This window comes from Streptomyces sp. NPDC002853 (genome assembly GCF_053591915.1).
In genome coordinates this window covers 681,452-698,038 of record NZ_JBSFUS010000003.1, presented here as the reverse complement: position 1 = coordinate 698,038, position 16,587 = coordinate 681,452, and the positions used below count along the sequence as shown (strand labels likewise).

General features: G+C 70.4%; 15 protein-coding genes. 12 read left to right on the top strand and 3 right to left on the bottom strand.

What is annotated here, in order from left to right; genetic code table 11:
• Nucleotides 1–373 precede the first annotated feature (373 nt).
• The 11 genes from ACWD02_RS11080 to ACWD02_RS11030 all read left to right on the top strand — a co-directional run bounded on the left by ACWD02_RS11080 (nucleotide 374) and on the right by ACWD02_RS11030 (nucleotide 12,920).
• Entirely contained in the window at nucleotides 374–1,363 is a 990-nt protein-coding gene (locus tag ACWD02_RS11080) for a malate dehydrogenase (protein ID WP_351172698.1), read from the top strand.
• Between the two features lie 224 nt (nucleotides 1,364–1,587).
• Nucleotides 1,588–3,417 carry a hypothetical protein gene (locus ACWD02_RS11075; RefSeq protein ID WP_451207389.1) on the top strand — a complete coding sequence of 610 codons (1,830 nt, stop codon included), beginning with the start codon at nucleotides 1,588–1,590 and terminating at the stop codon, nucleotides 3,415–3,417.
• On the top strand, nucleotides 3,414–3,794 hold the full coding sequence (locus tag ACWD02_RS11070; protein ID WP_451207387.1) for a hypothetical protein: 381 nt from the start codon (nucleotides 3,414–3,416) through the stop codon (nucleotides 3,792–3,794). The genes ACWD02_RS11075 and ACWD02_RS11070 overlap by 4 nt, the downstream gene beginning before the upstream one ends.
• A 10-nt stretch (nucleotides 3,795–3,804) precedes the next feature.
• Entirely contained in the window at nucleotides 3,805–4,563 is a 759-nt protein-coding gene (locus ACWD02_RS11065; RefSeq protein ID WP_451207384.1) for a hypothetical protein, read from the top strand.
• 56 nt (nucleotides 4,564–4,619) lie between these two features.
• Nucleotides 4,620–4,868 (top strand): helix-turn-helix transcriptional regulator, encoded by a 249-nt coding sequence (locus ACWD02_RS11060; RefSeq protein WP_160506754.1) that lies wholly within the window; start codon nucleotides 4,620–4,622, stop codon nucleotides 4,866–4,868.
• Nucleotides 4,865–5,410, top strand: a complete 546-nt coding sequence (locus ACWD02_RS11055) for a hypothetical protein (protein ID WP_451207381.1) — start codon at nucleotides 4,865–4,867, stop codon at nucleotides 5,408–5,410. The genes ACWD02_RS11060 and ACWD02_RS11055 overlap by 4 nt, the downstream gene beginning before the upstream one ends.
• A gap of 173 nt (nucleotides 5,411–5,583) precedes the next feature.
• Complete coding sequence (locus ACWD02_RS11050) at nucleotides 5,584–7,104, top strand: aldehyde dehydrogenase family protein (RefSeq protein WP_451207509.1); 1,521 nt, start codon at nucleotides 5,584–5,586, stop codon at nucleotides 7,102–7,104.
• 137 nt (nucleotides 7,105–7,241) lie between these two features.
• Nucleotides 7,242–8,789 carry a GMC family oxidoreductase gene (locus ACWD02_RS11045; RefSeq protein WP_451207379.1) on the top strand — a complete coding sequence of 516 codons (1,548 nt, stop codon included), beginning with the start codon at nucleotides 7,242–7,244 and terminating at the stop codon, nucleotides 8,787–8,789.
• Nucleotides 8,786–9,895, top strand: coding sequence for a quaternary amine ABC transporter ATP-binding protein (locus ACWD02_RS11040; RefSeq protein ID WP_451207377.1), 1,110 nt, complete (start codon nucleotides 8,786–8,788; stop codon nucleotides 9,893–9,895). The genes ACWD02_RS11045 and ACWD02_RS11040 overlap by 4 nt, the downstream gene beginning before the upstream one ends.
• On the top strand, nucleotides 9,892–11,910 hold the full coding sequence (locus ACWD02_RS11035) for an ABC transporter permease (RefSeq protein WP_451207374.1): 2,019 nt from the start codon (nucleotides 9,892–9,894) through the stop codon (nucleotides 11,908–11,910). Before ACWD02_RS11040 ends, ACWD02_RS11035 begins: the two co-directional genes overlap by 4 nt.
• 47 nt (nucleotides 11,911–11,957) lie before the next feature.
• Nucleotides 11,958–12,920, top strand: coding sequence for a glycine betaine ABC transporter substrate-binding protein (locus ACWD02_RS11030; RefSeq protein WP_451207371.1), 963 nt, complete (start codon nucleotides 11,958–11,960; stop codon nucleotides 12,918–12,920).
• 115 nt (nucleotides 12,921–13,035) lie between these two features.
• Here the strand turns inward: ACWD02_RS11030 and ACWD02_RS11025 are convergent, their stop codons facing one another.
• From ACWD02_RS11025 to ACWD02_RS11015, 3 genes are read right to left on the bottom strand one after another with little or no spacing between them, the layout of a single operon-like run.
• On the bottom strand, nucleotides 13,036–13,758 hold the full coding sequence (locus ACWD02_RS11025; RefSeq protein WP_451207369.1) for an isocitrate lyase/PEP mutase family protein: 723 nt from the start codon (nucleotides 13,756–13,758) through the stop codon (nucleotides 13,036–13,038).
• A complete protein-coding gene (locus ACWD02_RS11020) occupies nucleotides 13,755–14,201 on the bottom strand; it encodes a carboxymuconolactone decarboxylase family protein (RefSeq protein WP_451207366.1) in 447 nt (148 codons plus the stop codon). Before ACWD02_RS11020 ends, ACWD02_RS11025 begins: the two co-directional genes overlap by 4 nt.
• Nucleotides 14,198–14,764 carry a carboxymuconolactone decarboxylase family protein gene (locus ACWD02_RS11015; RefSeq protein WP_451207364.1) on the bottom strand — a complete coding sequence of 189 codons (567 nt, stop codon included), beginning with the start codon at nucleotides 14,762–14,764 and terminating at the stop codon, nucleotides 14,198–14,200. Before ACWD02_RS11015 ends, ACWD02_RS11020 begins: the two co-directional genes overlap by 4 nt.
• Before the next feature lie 47 nt (nucleotides 14,765–14,811).
• Between ACWD02_RS11015 and pdxR the strand changes: the two genes are divergently transcribed.
• Entirely contained in the window at nucleotides 14,812–16,218 is a 1,407-nt protein-coding gene (gene pdxR, locus ACWD02_RS11010) for a MocR-like pyridoxine biosynthesis transcription factor PdxR (protein WP_451207361.1), read from the top strand.
• Nucleotides 16,219–16,587 lie beyond the last annotated feature (369 nt).

The following is a 16,587-nucleotide window of genomic DNA, read 5'->3' as shown; positions in this document are numbered from 1 at the left end:
GGGAGGTGGCGGCCGCCAACACAGGGGGGGGGAGCGTGGCGGCCGCCTGGGGGTGTGACCACTCCCGTGGGGGTACTCGTGCGTGTGCCCTGACCTACGCACAACATGCCTGTCGATTCACGAGAATTTTTTCGGGGGCCGCTGAGCCGCTGTTTCCCGGCGGAAACTCACCCGTGCACAGCAAGGGTGGATCTTTGTGGGGTGGGCCACACCCTCCAGGGGTTCGGGGGTCGGTGGGGCGCGATAGCCTGAGCGGCGGATCTCTCTTGATGCCAAGAGATCGATCATCGAGGGCGTCGGTGGGGATCCAGCACAAGGGGACCCCGCACAAGGGGCAGGGACCCCCACCGCCTGCTGTCTTACGGAGATCGCCATGACCCGCACTCCCGTGAATGTCACCGTCACCGGCGCGGCCGGCCAGATCGGCTACGCGCTGCTCTTCCGCATCGCCTCCGGCCACCTGCTCGGCGCGGACGTGCCGGTCAACCTTCGCCTCCTGGAGATCACTCCGGCCCTGAAGGCCGCCGAGGGCACCGCCATGGAGCTCGACGACTGCGCCTTCCCGCTACTGAACTCGATCGAGATCAGCGACGACCCGAACGTCGCCTTCGACGGCGCCAACGTCGCCCTCCTCGTCGGCGCCCGCCCCCGCACCAAGGGCATGGAGCGCGGCGACCTGCTCTCCGCCAACGGTGGCATCTTCAAGCCGCAGGGCAAGGCGATCAACGACAACGCCGCGGACGACATCAAGGTCCTCGTCGTGGGCAACCCGGCCAACACCAACGCGCTCATCGCGCAGGCCGCCGCCCCGGACGTACCGGCCGAGCGTTTCACCGCGATGACCCGCCTGGACCACAACCGCGCGCTTTCGCAGCTGTCGAAGAAGACCGGCGCCCCGGTCTCCGACATCAAGCGCCTCACCATCTGGGGCAACCACTCGGCCACCCAGTACCCCGACATCTTCCACGCGGAGATCGCCGGCAAGAACGCCGCGGACGTCGTGAGCGACCAGACCTGGCTCGCCGACGACTTCATCCCGACCGTCGCCAAGCGCGGCGCCGCGATCATCGAGGCCCGTGGCGCGTCCTCGGCCGCCTCCGCCGCCAACGCCGCCATCGACCACGTCCACACGTGGGTGAACGGCACGGCCGCCGGTGACTGGACCTCCATGGGCATCCCCTCGGACGGTTCGTACGGCGTTCCGGAGGGCCTCATCTCCTCCTTCCCCGTCACCACCAAGGACGGCAAGTACGAGATCGTCCAGGGCCTGGAGATCAACGACTTCTCGCGCACGCGCATCGACGCGTCCGTCAAGGAGCTCACCGAGGAGCGCGAGGCGGTTCGCGGCCTCGGCCTCATCTAGTACGCCTTCCCGTACGGCCCGTCCGTACCGGAGCTCGTCCACCTCGCCCCCGGCGGCCGCTCGATCGGCTGCCGGGGGCGAGGTGCGTCCGGGGGTGAGGTGCCTCGGGGGCGAGGTGAGGCCGGCCGGAATTCACTTGTCCGAGGGACATAATCACCTTTCCGTGGCCCCTGCGCACACGCTCCGTTACGCTCCAATTCCGCTTTACCCAGACGGAGTTGGCCATGGCAGGTAACACCGAGGCCACCCGGCTGCTGTGTGCCGGCGTCCACCTGGACGCGGTGTTCCGCAGACGGGTCGTCTCTGAACTCGTCGGTCACGCGGAGCGCCCCGTGGCGCCGCCGCTCGGTGCCGACGTGCTTCCGGTGCTCGCGCACGCGCTGCGCGCCCGGCGCGAGGAACTGTTCACCGCGCTGCTCCTGGCGGCCGTGTGGATCGGCTTCCTCGTCACCGACGCGGTGATGATCTGGGACGTCCTCGAAGACTCCCGGGGCGGTGAGTCGGGTGTCTCCGGCGCTGATCTCGCGCTGCTCGCCTTCGACCCGGACGACCTCGTGGACACGGGCCCCGACGGCACGTTCGGCGCCTTCGTGCCGGGCGGCTGGGCGATCGCGTACGCCGTGGTGGTCCTGCTGCTGTGGCTGGCACGGGTGGTCTCGGGCCGTGGCACGGACGGCGGCACCTTGCGGCAGCTGGAGCTCCCGGCGCCGCTGGCCTGGCTGCGGCGCCGGATCGGCTGGCTGGTGACCGCCTTCGTGTGGTGGTGCGCTGCCGCGTACGCGTACTCCGCGATCAGCGTGATCAGGGACACCCCGTACCCCGTGATCTTCCCGCTGCTCGTCGCGGCCGTGGTGTGGCGCCACCAGTTCCTGCGCAAGCGGACCCTGCGCACCCAGCTCGCCCGGCAGACCTTCGCCGAGACCGAACAGCCGCGCATCCCGCGGCGGTTCACCCGCGTCGTCGACTGCATCCACCGCGAGCAGAACGCGCCGGTCACCCTCTACGACGCCAACCGGCCCTTCGTGGGCGCCGGAAAACCGCGTAAACCGTGGTCGGTCGTCCTTGAGCTGCGGCGCGCCACCGAGAAGGAGCCCGACGACGGGGTGCCCGCCCAGCGCGCGTACGAACCGCTCGCCGCTCGCGAGGTCATCAAGATGATCGCGCCCCGCCTGAAGGATCTGCGCAGGTCCGCCGCGGCCACCAGCGTGGACCGGCTGCGGGACCTGGAGATCGAGGAGTTCGTCTACCTCCCCGCGGGCGCGGGCCGCGACGAGCAGCTCTACACCGGGCAGGGGTACGAGACCGCGGGGCTCTACGACGCAGGACAGGCGGCCCGGCACATCGAACGGGCGGCCGGTGAGGGCGGGGAGGCACGGCGCCACTTCCTGCGCATCCGGGTCGGCGCCTGGAACGAACAGGTCGTCGTCTCGCTTCTGGTCAGGGTGCACACCCAGGGCGGCATGCTGGTCCTCGAAGTGGTGCCGCACGTCCTCGGGCCGATCGTCCCCGAGTTCCGCGAGGTCGACACCATCGTGGCCGGTGAGCCGGAAGGCCCCGTCCGCGACGCCCTGCGCGCCTGCGTCGACGGCCCCGCGGTCGGCGTGGCGATCGGCATCGCCGCCCTGCGCACACTGCCCTCGCTCGTCCCCTCGTTCCGGCTCTGGCTCGCGCAGCCCGAGCCCTCCGAGGGGGAGGCGCCCACGCCGCAGGCCGCGCGCGCCCTGCGGTCCGCGTGCTCCTGGCTCGGGATCGGCCGCCCCCTGCAGGCGCCGCCGGACGCGCCGCTGGTCTCGCTGCGCCAGCTGGCGAGCACCGACGACCTCTCGCTCTTCCAGGAGATGGACGTCGCCCGCTACATCCGCACCCTCCAGGACCGCATCGGCGAGGGCGTCCGGGACGCGCTGCGGGCCGGCGGCTTCCGCACGGACCGCCTGGAACAGAACATCACGCAGATCAACAACAGCGGGGTCTACATCACGGAGATGTCCGGCGGCGCCCTCGCCACGGGCGCCCACGGTCAGGCCACGCACACCACCGAGGGGAGCACGGCATGAGCGGCGACGGGGACACCGGCGGCGGTGCGCACGTCCAGATCGGTTCGATCACCGGCGGCTCGCAGGCCTTCGGTTCGCACGGCAGGGCCGAGTCCACCAACCACACGGTGGTGGTGTCCGATCCGGCACAGCGGCACCTGCTCACCCAGATCCGTGCCCTGCGCGGCGAACTGCGCCAGGCCGCCGGGCGCACGGCCGAGGAGGACGCGCTCGACGCCGAACTGGGCGAGGTGGAAGGGGAGATCAGCCGGGTGGGCCGCAGTGACGGCGGTCCGCTCGGCAGGCTCCGTGCCCGCCTGGAGCAGTACGGCGCCGCCGCCGCGACGGCCGCCTCCGTGACGGCCGTGCTCCAGGCGATCGCCCAGGTCACGGGCTGAGGGACGAGCGGTGTGGATCTTCGACGCGGACCGCCAGGAGTGGGTCGGCCAGGAGCGGGAACGGCGGATCGCCGAGCTCCACGACCGGGACGCGGTGCGCCAGGGCAAGGCGCTGCGGGGTGTGGTGGCGGTGCTCGCCGCGTGCGGTCTGGGCTTCGGGGGCTGGGCGCTCGGCTGGAAGGACGAACCGCGGCCCACGGGATACCTGACGGTCCTCGAGCGGCCCTCACAGAGCGCGGACGCCGGAGCCGAGGGCGACACGGCGGCGCCTTCCCCCGCGGGCGTGCCCCCGGCTCCGTACGAGGAGGTGTTCGACGAGGAGGGCTTCCGGCTCGCGGTGCCGCGGGGCTGGGTCCGGCAACTGGTCGAACCGACCGAGGATTTCAACGTCGTCAATTACCGCAGCCCCAAGGGGGACCGGAGGCTGCAGGTGTACCGGGTGAGCGAGCCGTCGCCGTACGAGTCGCTGCGGACCTGGCTGGACGAGACCCCGATGCCCGGCGGTTTCGACCAACTCGGGCCGCTGGAGCGCATGGACGAGGAGGGCCGTTCGGCCGCCCGACTCGATTACGTGGCCGACGAGTTCAAGGGCGAGCCGGACATCGGGACGTGGCACGTCATCGACCATCGCTTCGAGGCGACGGACGGTGAGTTGTACGCCTTGGCGGTGTACGGCTCGGACGCGGACGGCAGGGACGACGAGGAGAAGCTCATGGCCACCGCCCTGTCGTGGTTCTGCCCGCCGGACGAGATCTGCCCCGCTCCTTGATCACCAACGCCCTTCGGCCGTTGCCAACCTGCTCACTGATGTAGTACTTCTTATACATGAGCGAGCAAGTGCACAACAGGTTGGCGATGGTGCGCGCGGAGCGGAAGGTGTCGCGCCAGAGCCTGGCCGAGGCGGTGGGGGTCCACTACCAGACCATCGGCTACATCGAGCGCGGGCAGTACAACCCGAGCCTCGACCTGGCATTGAAGATCGCGGTGTTCTTCGGGCTGCCGGTGGAGGCGCTGTTCTCCCTCGAGCCGTTCCGCCCGCTCACGGACGAGGTCTACGGGAGGAGTCAGGGATGACGGGCCAGCAGGTGCGGGAGACGGGGACGCAGCGGATGACCGGCTACGACCGGCGGATGTTCGCGCTCATGAACCGGCGTGAGGCGGCGCCGATGTACGCCACCGCCACGCGAAGGCGGCTCGCTGTCGGCGCCCACATCGCGCTGACGGTGGCGAGCGTCACGGCCTGGCTGCTCACGGTCGTGGGCGACCAGCGCTGGGCGATGTGGACGATGCTCGGGCTGCTGCTGCCGTGGTGCATCGCCACCGGCGTCATCAACGGCGCCACGCGCGGCCTTCTCGAACTGCGCGAACGCGCCCTCGACGAGCGGCAGCGCGCGGAGCGGACGCGGGTCGCGGCGCGGGCCCGGCAGATCATGCTGTGGCTCCTCCTGGCGGCCGCCGTGGGCGCGGGCATCGCCGCGTACCAGGGATGGGATGCCGAAGGGCTGCTCTTCCCCGTCCTCTTCACCGCCTTCGTCGTGCACTGGCTGATGCCCCTCTGGGTGGCTGGACTCGCCGTACAGGACGAGCCCGTGGACCTCGACGACATCGACGCTTAGCGGCCCATAGCGCCACCTCTGTTCCCAAATGCCCCTTCACGCGGACGTATTGCCCCAGGTGCCTGCACGCGCAGTGACACAGCGCACTTTCGGTTATGTAATGCGCATGGTTTCTCCGCCTCGGGGCATGTGCCCCCGGCTACCGCGAGTGACAGGCGGGGCGTATGACAGGAATGGAAGGCAAACGGGACGTGTCCGCACAACAGACCATCCATGTGGGCGGAGAGTGGCGTAACGCCCTCTCCGGCGCCACACGCGAGATCCTCGACCCTGCGGATGCCAAGCCGTTCGCACTGATCGCCGAGGGCGGCACCGAGGACACCGACGCGGCCATCGCCGCCGCCCGCGAGGCCTTCGACCACGGACCGTGGCCGGCCACACCCGTCGCCGAACGGGCCGCGCTGCTGCGCCGCGTGGCAGACCTCCTCGTACGCGACCGCGAGAAGATCGGCCTCCTGGAGAGCCGTGACGCGGGCAAGACCGTCGAGGAAGGCCGTGTCGACGTCGACTGCGTCGCCGACGCCTTCCGCTACTTCGCCGATCTGGTGATCGGCGAGGGCGCGGGCCGCGTGGTCGACGCCGGCTCCGACGACATCCACAGCGTCGTCGTGCACGAGCCCGTCGGCGTCTGCACGATGATCACGCCGTGGAACTACCCGCTCCTCCAGGCCAGCTGGAAGATCGCCCCCGCGCTCGCCGCGGGCAACACCTTCGTCATCAAGCCGAGTGAGGTCACTCCGCTGACGACGGTCGCGCTGATCGAGCTGCTCGTCGAGGCGGGCCTCCCGGCCGGTGTCGCCAACATCGTGACCGGCCCCGGCCACACCGTCGGCGCACGCCTCTCCGACCACCCCGACGTCGACCTGGTCTCCTTCACCGGCGGCCTCGTCTCCGGCACCAAGGTCGCCCAGGCCGCGGCCCTCGGCGTCAAGAAGGTCGCCCTCGAACTCGGCGGCAAGAACCCGAACGTCGTCTTCGCCGACGCCTGCGCCACCGAAGAGGGCTTCGACACCGCCGTCGACCAGGCGCTGAACGCCGCCTTCATCCACAGCGGGCAGGTCTGCTCCGCCGGTGGCCGCCTCATCATCGAGGAGTCGGTGCGCGAGCGCTTCGTCGCCGAACTCGCCCGCCGCGCGAGCCGCATCAAGCTCGGCCGCGGCACCGAGGACGGCGTCGAGTGCGGCCCGCTCGTCTCGCAGCAGCAGCGCGAGAAGACCGAGTCGTACGTCGCCTCCGCACTGGAGGAGGGCGCGGTCCTGCGCTCCGGCGGCAAGCGCCCCGAGCCCAGCGAAGTGCGCCCCGCGTCCGGCTACTTCTACGAGCCGACCGTCCTGGACCAGTGCCACCGCGAGATGCGCGTCGTGCGCGAGGAGGTCTTCGGCCCGGTCCTGACCGTCGAGACCTTCCGCACCGAGGACGAGGCGGTCGCGCTCGCCAACGACACCGAGTACGGTCTCGCGGGCGCCGTCTGGACCAACGACGCGGGCCTCGGCCGCCGCATGGCCCGGCGCCTGCGCCACGGCACGGTCTGGATCAACGACTTCCACCCCTACCTTCCGCAGGCGGAGTGGGGCGGCTTCGGCAAGAGCGGCGTCGGGCGCGAGCTCGGACCCGCCGGACTCGCCGAGTACCGCGAGTCCAAGCACATCTACCAGAACCTCGCCCCGCGTCCGGTCCGCTGGTTCGCGGGCTGAGGCCCGGCTCGTAGAGGCGTGCGCGGGGGCGGCAGTCCCGCCCCCGCGCACGCATGTATGTCCGTACGTCCGAGCGCCCCCCGCTCTATACGCGCAAGCACCTTGCATCACACCTCGCAGGAAGAGGAGCAGCACGCATGGCTGAGACCACTGAGTACGACTACGTCATCGTCGGTGGCGGCACCGCCGGTTCGGTGATCGCGTCCCGGCTCACCGAGGACCCGGGAGTCACCGTCGCCGTCATCGAGGGCGGCCCCAGCGACATCGACCGCGAGGACGTCCTCACGCTGCGCCGCTGGCTCGGCCTGCTCGGCGGCGACCTCGACTACGGCTACACGACCACCGAGCAGCCGTGCGGCAACTCGCACATCCTGCACAGCCGCGCCAAGGTCCTCGGCGGCTGCTCGTCGCACAACACCCTGATCTCCTTCAAGCCGCTGCCGTCCGACTGGGACGAGTGGGAAGAGGCGGGCGCCACCGGCTGGAACGCCAAGGCGATGGACCCGTACTTCGGCAAGCTGCGCAACAACATCGTGCGCGTCGCCAAGAAGGACCAGAACCAGATCGCCACCGACTGGGTCGAGGCGACGAAGACCGCCCTCGGCGTCCCCGAGGTCGTCGGCTTCAACGACAAGCCCTTCGACGAGGGCGTCGGCTTCTTCGACCTCTCGTACCACCCGGAGAACAACAAGCGTTCCTCCGCCTCCGTCGCCTACCTCCACCCCCACATGGAGGCCGGCGACCGCCCGAACCTCCACCTGTTCCTGGAGACCTGGGCCACCAAGCTGGAGCTGGACGGCAAGACCGCGCGCGGCGTCCACATCCGTACGAAGGACGGCGCCGAGCAGCTGCTCACCGCCCGCCGCGAGGTGCTCGTCTGCGCGGGCGCCGTCGACACGCCCCGGCTGCTCCTGCACTCCGGCATCGGCCCCGCCAAGGACCTCGAAGCGCTCGGCATCCCCGTCGCGCACGACCTGCCGGGCGTCGGCGAGAACCTCCTGGACCACCCCGAGTCGGTCATCGTCTGGGAGACGAACGGACCGATCCCCGGCAACTCCGCGATGGACTCCGACGCGGGCCTCTTCGTCAAGCGGGACCCGGACCACAAGGGCCCTGACCTGATGTTCCACTTCTACCAGATCCCGTTCACGGACAACCCGGAGCGCCTGGGCTACGAACGCCCGGAGCACGGCGTCTCGATGACGCCGAACATCCCCAAGTCCCGTGCGCGCGGCCGCGTCTACCTGACGTCGGCCGACCCCGAGGTGAAGCCCGCCCTCGACTTCAAGTACTTCGAGCACGACGAGGACGGCGTCGACTACGACGGACAGACCCTCGTCGACGGCATCAAGCTGGCCCGCAAGGTCGCGCAGGCCGAGCCCTTCGCCAAGTGGCTCAAGCGCGAGGTCTTCCCGGGCCCGGACGTCACCGACGACGCCGAGATCAGCGAGCTCGTGCGCAAGGCTGCGCACACTGTGTACCACCCGGCGGGAACCTGCCGAATGGGAGCTTCCGCTGATGAACTTGCTGTGGTCGACCCGGAGCTGCGGATCCGGGGCCTCGAGGGAATCCGAATCGCGGACGCATCCGTCTTCCCGACGATGCCTGCCGTGAACCCGATGATCGGAGTGCTCATGGTCGGGGAAAAGTGCGCGGAACTGCTGACCGGGAGTGATGTCCGATGACCACCACCACTGACAAGACGCCTGCCCCCGAGACGCCCGCCTCCGAGGAGGCCGCGTCCGTGTTCGCCGTCCGGGACCTGTGGAAGGTCTTCGGTTCCAAGGCCAAGAGCATCCCGGGCAACGAGGAGTTCGCGGGACTCTCTGCCACCGAGCTGCGTGAGCGCACCGGCTGCACGGCGGCCGTGCGGGACGTCAGCTTCGACGTCAGGCGCGGCGAGGTCTTCGTCGTCATGGGCCTGTCCGGCTCGGGCAAGTCGACCCTGGTGCGCACGCTGACCCGGCTCATCGAGCCGACCAGCGGTTCCATATCCATGGACGGGCAGGACGTGCTCGGCATGGACAAGAACCAGCTGCGCGAACTGCGCCGCCACAAGGCCGCGATGGTCTTCCAGAACTTCGGCCTCCTTCCGCACCGCACGGTCCTCGACAACGTCGCGTACGGCCTGGAGATCCAGGGAGTCGGCAAGGCCGAGCGCCGCGCCAAGGCCCTGGAGGTCGTCGCCAAGGTCGGCCTCGAAGGCATGGAGGAGCGCCGCCCCACCCAGCTCTCCGGCGGCCAGCAGCAGCGCGTCGGACTGGCCCGCGCCCTCGCCGTCGACCCCGAAGTCCTCCTCTTCGACGAGCCGTTCAGCGCGCTCGACCCGCTGATCAGGCGGGACATGCAGGAAGAGGTCATCCGCCTGCACCGCGAAGAGGGCCGCACGATGGTCTTCATCACCCACGACCTGAGCGAGGCGCTGCGCCTGGGCGACCGCATCATGCTGATGCGGGACGGCGCCATCGTGCAGCTCGGCACCCCCGAGGAGATCGTCGCCAACCCGGCCGACGACTACGTCCGCGACTTCGTCCAGGACGTGTCGCGCGAGCAGGTCATCACCGTGCGCCGCGCCATGCGCCCCGCCGAGGGCGACGAGGCCGAGTCCGGTGCCGCGATCGGCCCGGACACGCTGGTCGTCGACGCGATCGAGGCCGTGGCCCGCAGCGGCTCGTACTGCCGTGTCGTCGACAACGGACGCACCCTCGGCATCGTCGACCACGAGCAGCTCCTCGCGGTGGTCGCGGGCCTCGACAGTGATCCCCGGGACAAGGCGGTGGCAGCCGTATGAGCGCGGCCCCGACTTCCGTCATCGAGAAGAAGGAGGGCGTGGCCCCGCCGGGCCCGCCCGCCGAGGGACCCGGCCCGCTGGCCGCGTTCCTGCGCAACCCCAAGGCGATCCTGCTGGTCTGCGCCCTGCTGGTCGCGGTCGTCTCCGCGGCCGTCACCGCCAACGGCGCCTGGCCGTCCGACCTGACCTTCGACGTGCGCTCGCCGCTCGACGACGTGAACACCTGGATGGCGCAGAACCGCGACACCCACCCGATCTTCCTGTACTTCCTGCTGCACATCAGCAACACCTCGGAATCCGCGGTGGACGGCGTGCTCAGCGGTCTGGAGGGCCTCGGCTTCATCGGGGTGACCGTCGCCGCGGTGCTCATCTCCTGGTACGCGGGCGGGGCGAACCTGCGCCGCCGCGCACTGGCCCTCGCGGGCATCGCCTTCGGCACGTTCGCCGTGATCGGCGTGCTCGACGTGTGGGAAGAGGCGATGGAGACCCTGGCCCTGATGGTCGTCTGTGTGGCCGTCGCGGGTCTCGTCGGTGTGCTGCTCGGCCTCGCGGCCGGGCTCTCGGACCGTGCCGAGCGCATCCTGCGGCCGGTCTTCGACACCATGCAGGTGCTCCCTGCCTTCTCGTACCTGCTGCCCTTCGTCTTGATGTTCGACGTCGGCACCCCGGCCGTCTTCATGGCGACCGTCATCTACGCCGCCCCGCCGATGGCCAGGCTCACCTCGCTCGGTCTGCGCGGCGCCGACGCGGCGGCACTCGAGGCCTCCCAGTCGCTGGGTGCCAGCGCCTGGCAGCGACTGTGGACGGCCCGTCTCCCGCTGGCCCGCAAGCCGATGCTGCTCGGCCTCAACCAGACGATCATGATGTGTCTGTCGATGGTCGTGCTCGCGACGGTGGTCGGCGCAGGCGGTCTCGGCGACCCGATCTTCACCGCGATCTCCACCCTCGACGTGGGCCTCGCGGTACCGGCCGGCATCGCGATCGTGCTGATCGCCGTCTGGCTTGACCGCACGACCGCCGGGTTCGGCGAACGCGTCGACGACGCGGCACCCGCGCGCAGCGCCTTCGCCACGCGCGTCCTGTGGGCCGTCATGGCCGCCGTGGTGGCGGGCGCCGCCGTGCTCGGCCAGGCGCTCGGCCGCACGGAGTGGCCCGAGAACTGGGTCGTCTCCATCTCCCAGCCGATCAACGAGGCCGTCGGCTGGATCGAGCGCGAGCTCGGTTCCGGCATCCCGGTCATCGGCGGCACCCTCACCTGGGCGAACGCCTTCATCGACTACGGCATCAACCCGCTGTTCGACGCCCTGCTCGCCACCCCGTGGTGGGCGGTGATCCTGGTGGCCGGTGTCCTCGCCTACCTCGCGGGCCGCTGGCGCGCGGCGGTCACCGTCGTGCTCGCGCTCGCCGCGATCGGCGCGATGGGGCTGTGGAGCCGCTCGATGGACACCCTCTCGCAGGTGATCGCCGCGCTGGTGGTCACGCTGATCCTGGGCTTCGCCATCGGTGTGCTCGCGGCCCGGGTGTCCTGGGTGGAGCGCGGCATCCGGCCGGTGCTCGACACCATGCAGACCCTGCCGGCGTTCATCTATCTCATCCCGATGATCGCGCTGTTCGGCTCCAACCCCGCGGCCGCCGCGGTGGCCTCGGTCATCTACGCGCTGCCCGCCGTCATCCGCATCACGGCCCAGGGCATCCGCCAGATCGATCCCTCGGCCCTGGAGGCGGCCCGCTCGCTCGGCGCCTCCACCGGCCAGCAGCTCCGGCAGGTGCAGCTGCCGCTGGCCAGGCCCGCGCTGCTCGTCGCCCTCAACCAGGGCGTCGTCCTCGTCCTGTCCATGGTCGTCATCGGCGGCATGATCGGCGGCGGCGCGCTCGGCGTGGACGTGGTCAGGGGCCTCACCAAGGGTGACCTCGGCCTCGGTCTGACCGCCGGTATCGCCATCGTCTGCCTCGGTCTGCTGCTCGACCGCATCTCCCAGCCCGGCGCCGACGTCAAGGCGCGCACGCTGCGCTGACGTACGCTTCCGGACCCCGCTCTCCTGCTACGTAAGGGAACAATCTCGTGAACTACAGCAAGCGGATACGCACTTCGATCCTCGCCGGACTCGGCGCCGCGTCCATGGTGGCGCTCAGCGCCTGTGGCGCCGCCGACACGAAGTCCTCGGGCGGTGCCGACGAGGTCACCATCACGGTCCCCTCGTGGGTCGGCGCGCGCGCCAACGCCGAGGTCGCCAAGAAGCTCCTCGAGGACGAGGTCGGCGTCAAGAAGGTCGAACTCCAGCAGCTCGACGAGCCGATCGCCTGGGACGCCCTGAACAACGGCAAGGCCGACGCGATCCTGGAGGACTGGGACGGCCAGCCCAAGAAGCAGAAGCTCTACATCGACCAGAAGAAGACGGTCGTCAAGGGCGGCGACCTGGGCGTCACCGGGCACATCGGCTGGTACGTGCCGAAGTACTACGCGGACAAGCACCCGGAGATCCTGGACTACAAGAACCTCAACAAGTTCGCCAAGGACTTCAAGAGCAACCGCAGCGGTGACAAGGGGGAGTTCATCGGCGCGGCGCCCTCGTACACCACGTACGACGAGTTCCTGATCAAGAACCACAAGCTGAACTTCAAGATCAAGGACACCGGCAACGAGGCCGCGCAGATCAAGGAGATCCAGCGCAAGTACGCCGCCAAGGAGCCCTTCATCAGCTACTGGTGGGAGCCCCTGTGGGCGAACGCCGACATGGACATGGTCGAGGTGAAGCTCCCGCCGTTCAAGGAGGGCTGCAACGAGCCCGAGACCAAGACCGAGTGCGGTTACGCCAACACCCCGCTGCAGAAGTACTTCAACGCCGACTTCGCCAAGGACGGCGGCGACGCCGCGGAGTTCCTGAAGAACTTCAAGTGGACGACCGAGGAGCAGAACGAGGTCGCCATGTCGATCGCCAAGGACAAGATGTCCGGCGAGGCAGCGGCCGAGAAGTGGATCAAGGACAACAAGGCGACGTGGGAGAAGTGGATCCCGAAGAAGTGACGTCGTCGCTGACGGCAGCCGGAGGCTGATCGCAGCAGTGTGACGATGACGGTGCCGGGGTGTCCTTCACGAAGGACACCCCGGCACCGTCACGTCTGTTTCCGCGTGCCCGCGTCTACTGCGGGTTCAGGCTCTCGGCGATCTCCCGCAGCGCCTCAGACGCGCGGTGCAGCAGACCCGGCCCGAACGTGATCCGCGTGGCGCCCAGTTCACCCAGCTCCCGCACGGTCGGCAGCCCCGCCGGCTTCGCCGCCACGTTGACGGGCCCCTCGATGCCGGCCCGCAGCCGCGGGAGCACCTCGGGCGGCGCGAGGATCGGATAGACGCAGTCCGCGCCCGCCTCGACGTACAGCCGTGCCCGCTCGATGGCCCGCGCCGGATCGCCGTCGCCGTGTACGAACGTGTCCACCCGGGCGTTCACGAACAACCGGTCGCCCGCGACGGAACGTACCTCCGCGAGCCGGTCCGCCTGCTCGCGCGGATCCCGCAGGGCGCCGCCCGACGAATCCTCCAAATTGCAGCCGACCGCGCCCGTCTCCAGGAGCCGTTCCACCAGCTCCTTCGGCGGCAGCCCGTAGCCGTCCTCGATGTCCGCGGACACCGGCACGGACACCGACCGCACCACCCTGCGCACGGCGGCGAACATCTCCTCCGGCGGCACCGAACCGTCCGCGTACCCGAGCGACGCCGCGACCCCCGCGCTCGGCGTCGCCAGGGCCGGGAACCCGGCGTCCACGAAGACCCGCGCACTGGCCGCGTCCCACGGCCCGGGAAGGACCAGCGGATCACCGGGCGCCCGCCCGTGGTGCAGCGAGCGGAAGTCGTCCACGAGGCTCACGGCGCGTACCCTCCCGGCTCGATACGGCGGCTGACCATCACCCGGTTCCAGCTGTTGATGACGGTGATCACCCCGATGAGATGGGCGAGTTCGGCCTCCCCGAAGTGCTTGGCGGCCGCCTCGTAGACCTCGTCGGGGACGAACCCGTCCGTCAGGACCGTGACCGCCTCGGTCAGCGCGAGAGCGACCCGCTCCCGCTCGCTGAACAGCTCACCCGCCTCGGCCCACGCGTTGAGGAGGGCGATCCGCTTGGCCGTCTCGCCGTTCCTCACGGCGATGTCCACATGCATGTCGAGGCAGAACGCACACGCGTTGATCTGCGAGGCCCGGATCATCACGAGCTCGGCGAGCACCGGGTCGCCGAGCCCCTTCTTCGCGGCCGCGCTCAGCGCGGACAGCGCGCCGGCGACGCCCTTGTCGAGGTGGGTGGTCCGAGCGCTCACTTGTGGTCCCCGGCCTTGTAGTGGCCCGGGACCTGCCGAGTCGAGACACCGAAACGGTTCCACGCGTTGATCACCGTGATCGCAGCGATCAGCTGCGTCAGCTCCTGCTCCTCGAAAAGGGCCGCCGCCTTGTCGTACACCGCGTCCGGCACGAAGCCGTCCGTCAGGACGGTGATCGCCTCGGCCAGCTCGATCGCGGCGACCTCCTTGGCCGTGTAGAAGTGCTGCGACTCCTCCCACGCGCTGAGCTGGATGATCCGCTCCACGCTCTCGCCCGCCGCGAGGGCGTCCTTGCTGTGCATGTCGACGCAGAGCGCGCAGTGGTTGATCTGCGAGGCCCTGATCTTGACCAGTTCGAGGATCACCGGGTCGACGCCCTTACGGGCGGCCGCGTCGAGCCTGACCATCGCCTTGAAGACGTCGGGCGCGAGCTGGTGCCAGTCGAGGCGGGGGGTGTGCTCGTGGAGGTATTCCTTGGGCTGCGGCTGTGCAGGGGTGGCTTGGTCCGTCTGTGCAGGGGTGCGCTGGTTCGTCTGTACAGGGGTGTCCTGGTTCGTCGTCATGACATCGACCGTACGGCGGGAATAGCCCACAGGTATGGTCCATTCCCATGGAAGAATCGTGGGCCACTCTGGGCGTCGACCTGCACCTGGAGACCGGGGGAGAGGCGACACACTCCGGCGTACGCAAGGGCCTCACGGACGCCCTGCGCGATGCGGTGCGCGGCGGCAGGCTCGCTCCCGGCACCCGCCTGCCCTCGTCCCGCTCCCTCGCCGTCGACCTGGGCATCGCCCGCAACACCGTCGCCGACGCGTACGCGGACCTCGTCGCCGAGGGCTGGCTCACCGCACGCCAGGGCTCGGGCACCCGCGTCGCCGAACGCTCCGTGCCGCGCCCCGCGGAGCCCGCACCGCGCCGCAGGGCCGCCGGCGGCCCGACGTACGACCTGATGCCGGGAACCCCCGACCTCTCGGCGTTCCCGCGTGCCGCCTGGCTCAAGGCCGCGCGCCGGGCCATGGCCACCGCCCCGAACGACGCGCTCGGCTACGGCGACCCGCGCGGCCGCGTCGAGCTGCGCACCGCCCTCGCCGGCTACCTCTCCCGGGCGCGCGGCGTGCACGCGGACCCGGACCGCATCGTCATCTGCGCCGGGTTCGCGCAGGGCCTGAGCCTGCTGGGAGGCGTGCTGCGGGCCCGCGGTCTGCGGGAGGTGACGGTCGAGTCGTACGGCCTGGACGTGCACTGGGATCTGCTGAAGCGGGCAGGGCTGCGGACAAGACCCTTGTCCATCGACGAACTGGGCACGTCCACCGCCGAGTTGGGGTCCGGGTCGGCCAAGGTGGCGCTTCTGACGCCCGCGCACCAGTTCCCGATGGGCGTCCCGCTGCATCCCGACCGGCGTGCCGCCGTCGTCGACTGGGCGCGGCGCGAGGGCGGTCTGATCCTGGAGGACGACTACGACGGGGAGTTCCGCTACGACCGGCAGCCGGTGGGCGCGCTCCAGGGCCTCGACCCCGACCGCGTGGTCTACCTCGGCACGGCCAGCAAGTCCCTGGCCCCCGGCCTCCGCCTCGGCTGGATGGTGCTGCCCGCGCCGATCGCCGCCGAGGTCGTCGAGGCGAAGGGGGCCGCGGAATGGACCTGCGGGGCGCTCGACCAGCTGACGCTCGCGGAGTTCATCACGTCGGGTGCGTACGACCGCCATGTCCGGAGCGCGCGGCTGCGCTACCGCCGACGACGGGACCAACTGGTCGCCGCGCTGGCCGCTCGGGCGCCGGAGGTACGGGCCACGGGGATCGCGGCGGGGCTGCACGCGGTGCTTGAACTCCCGCCGGGTACGGAACGGACGGTGGTCCAGGCGGCGAGCTGGCAACGCCTGGCGGTGCAGGGCCTGTCCAGCTTCCGCCACCCCGCGGCCCACCCTCCGGAACGGGACGCACTGGTCGTGGGCTACGGAACACCGGCGGACCATGGGTGGGCGGGGGCGCTGGAGGCGTTGTGCAGGGTGTTGCCGTAGGGCTTGTGGTTTCAGCTTCTCCGGCGTTGGAGGAGCGGGGTCTGGGGGGCTTGGGGGGCGGAGCCCCAGTTTTGGGAAGGGGCGGTGGAAGGGGCGGTGGAAGGGGCGGTGGACGGGCGGTGAATGGGCGGTGGAAGGGGCGGGATCGGGGAAAGCCCAGCAGAGCCCGCCCTACCGAGCGCTTCCCTCGGGTGAGCCCTCCGCAGTTGAGCCCTCCGCAGGCGCCGAGGCCTCCCCGAACCGCGCCAAGGCGAGCGCTCCCGCCACGGCAATCGCGAAGCCCGGCACGGGATGGGGAGGGTCCAGCAGGGCCCGCCCTACCGGGTACTTCCCTCGGGTGAGCCCTCTGCGGTTGAGGCCTCCGTAGGG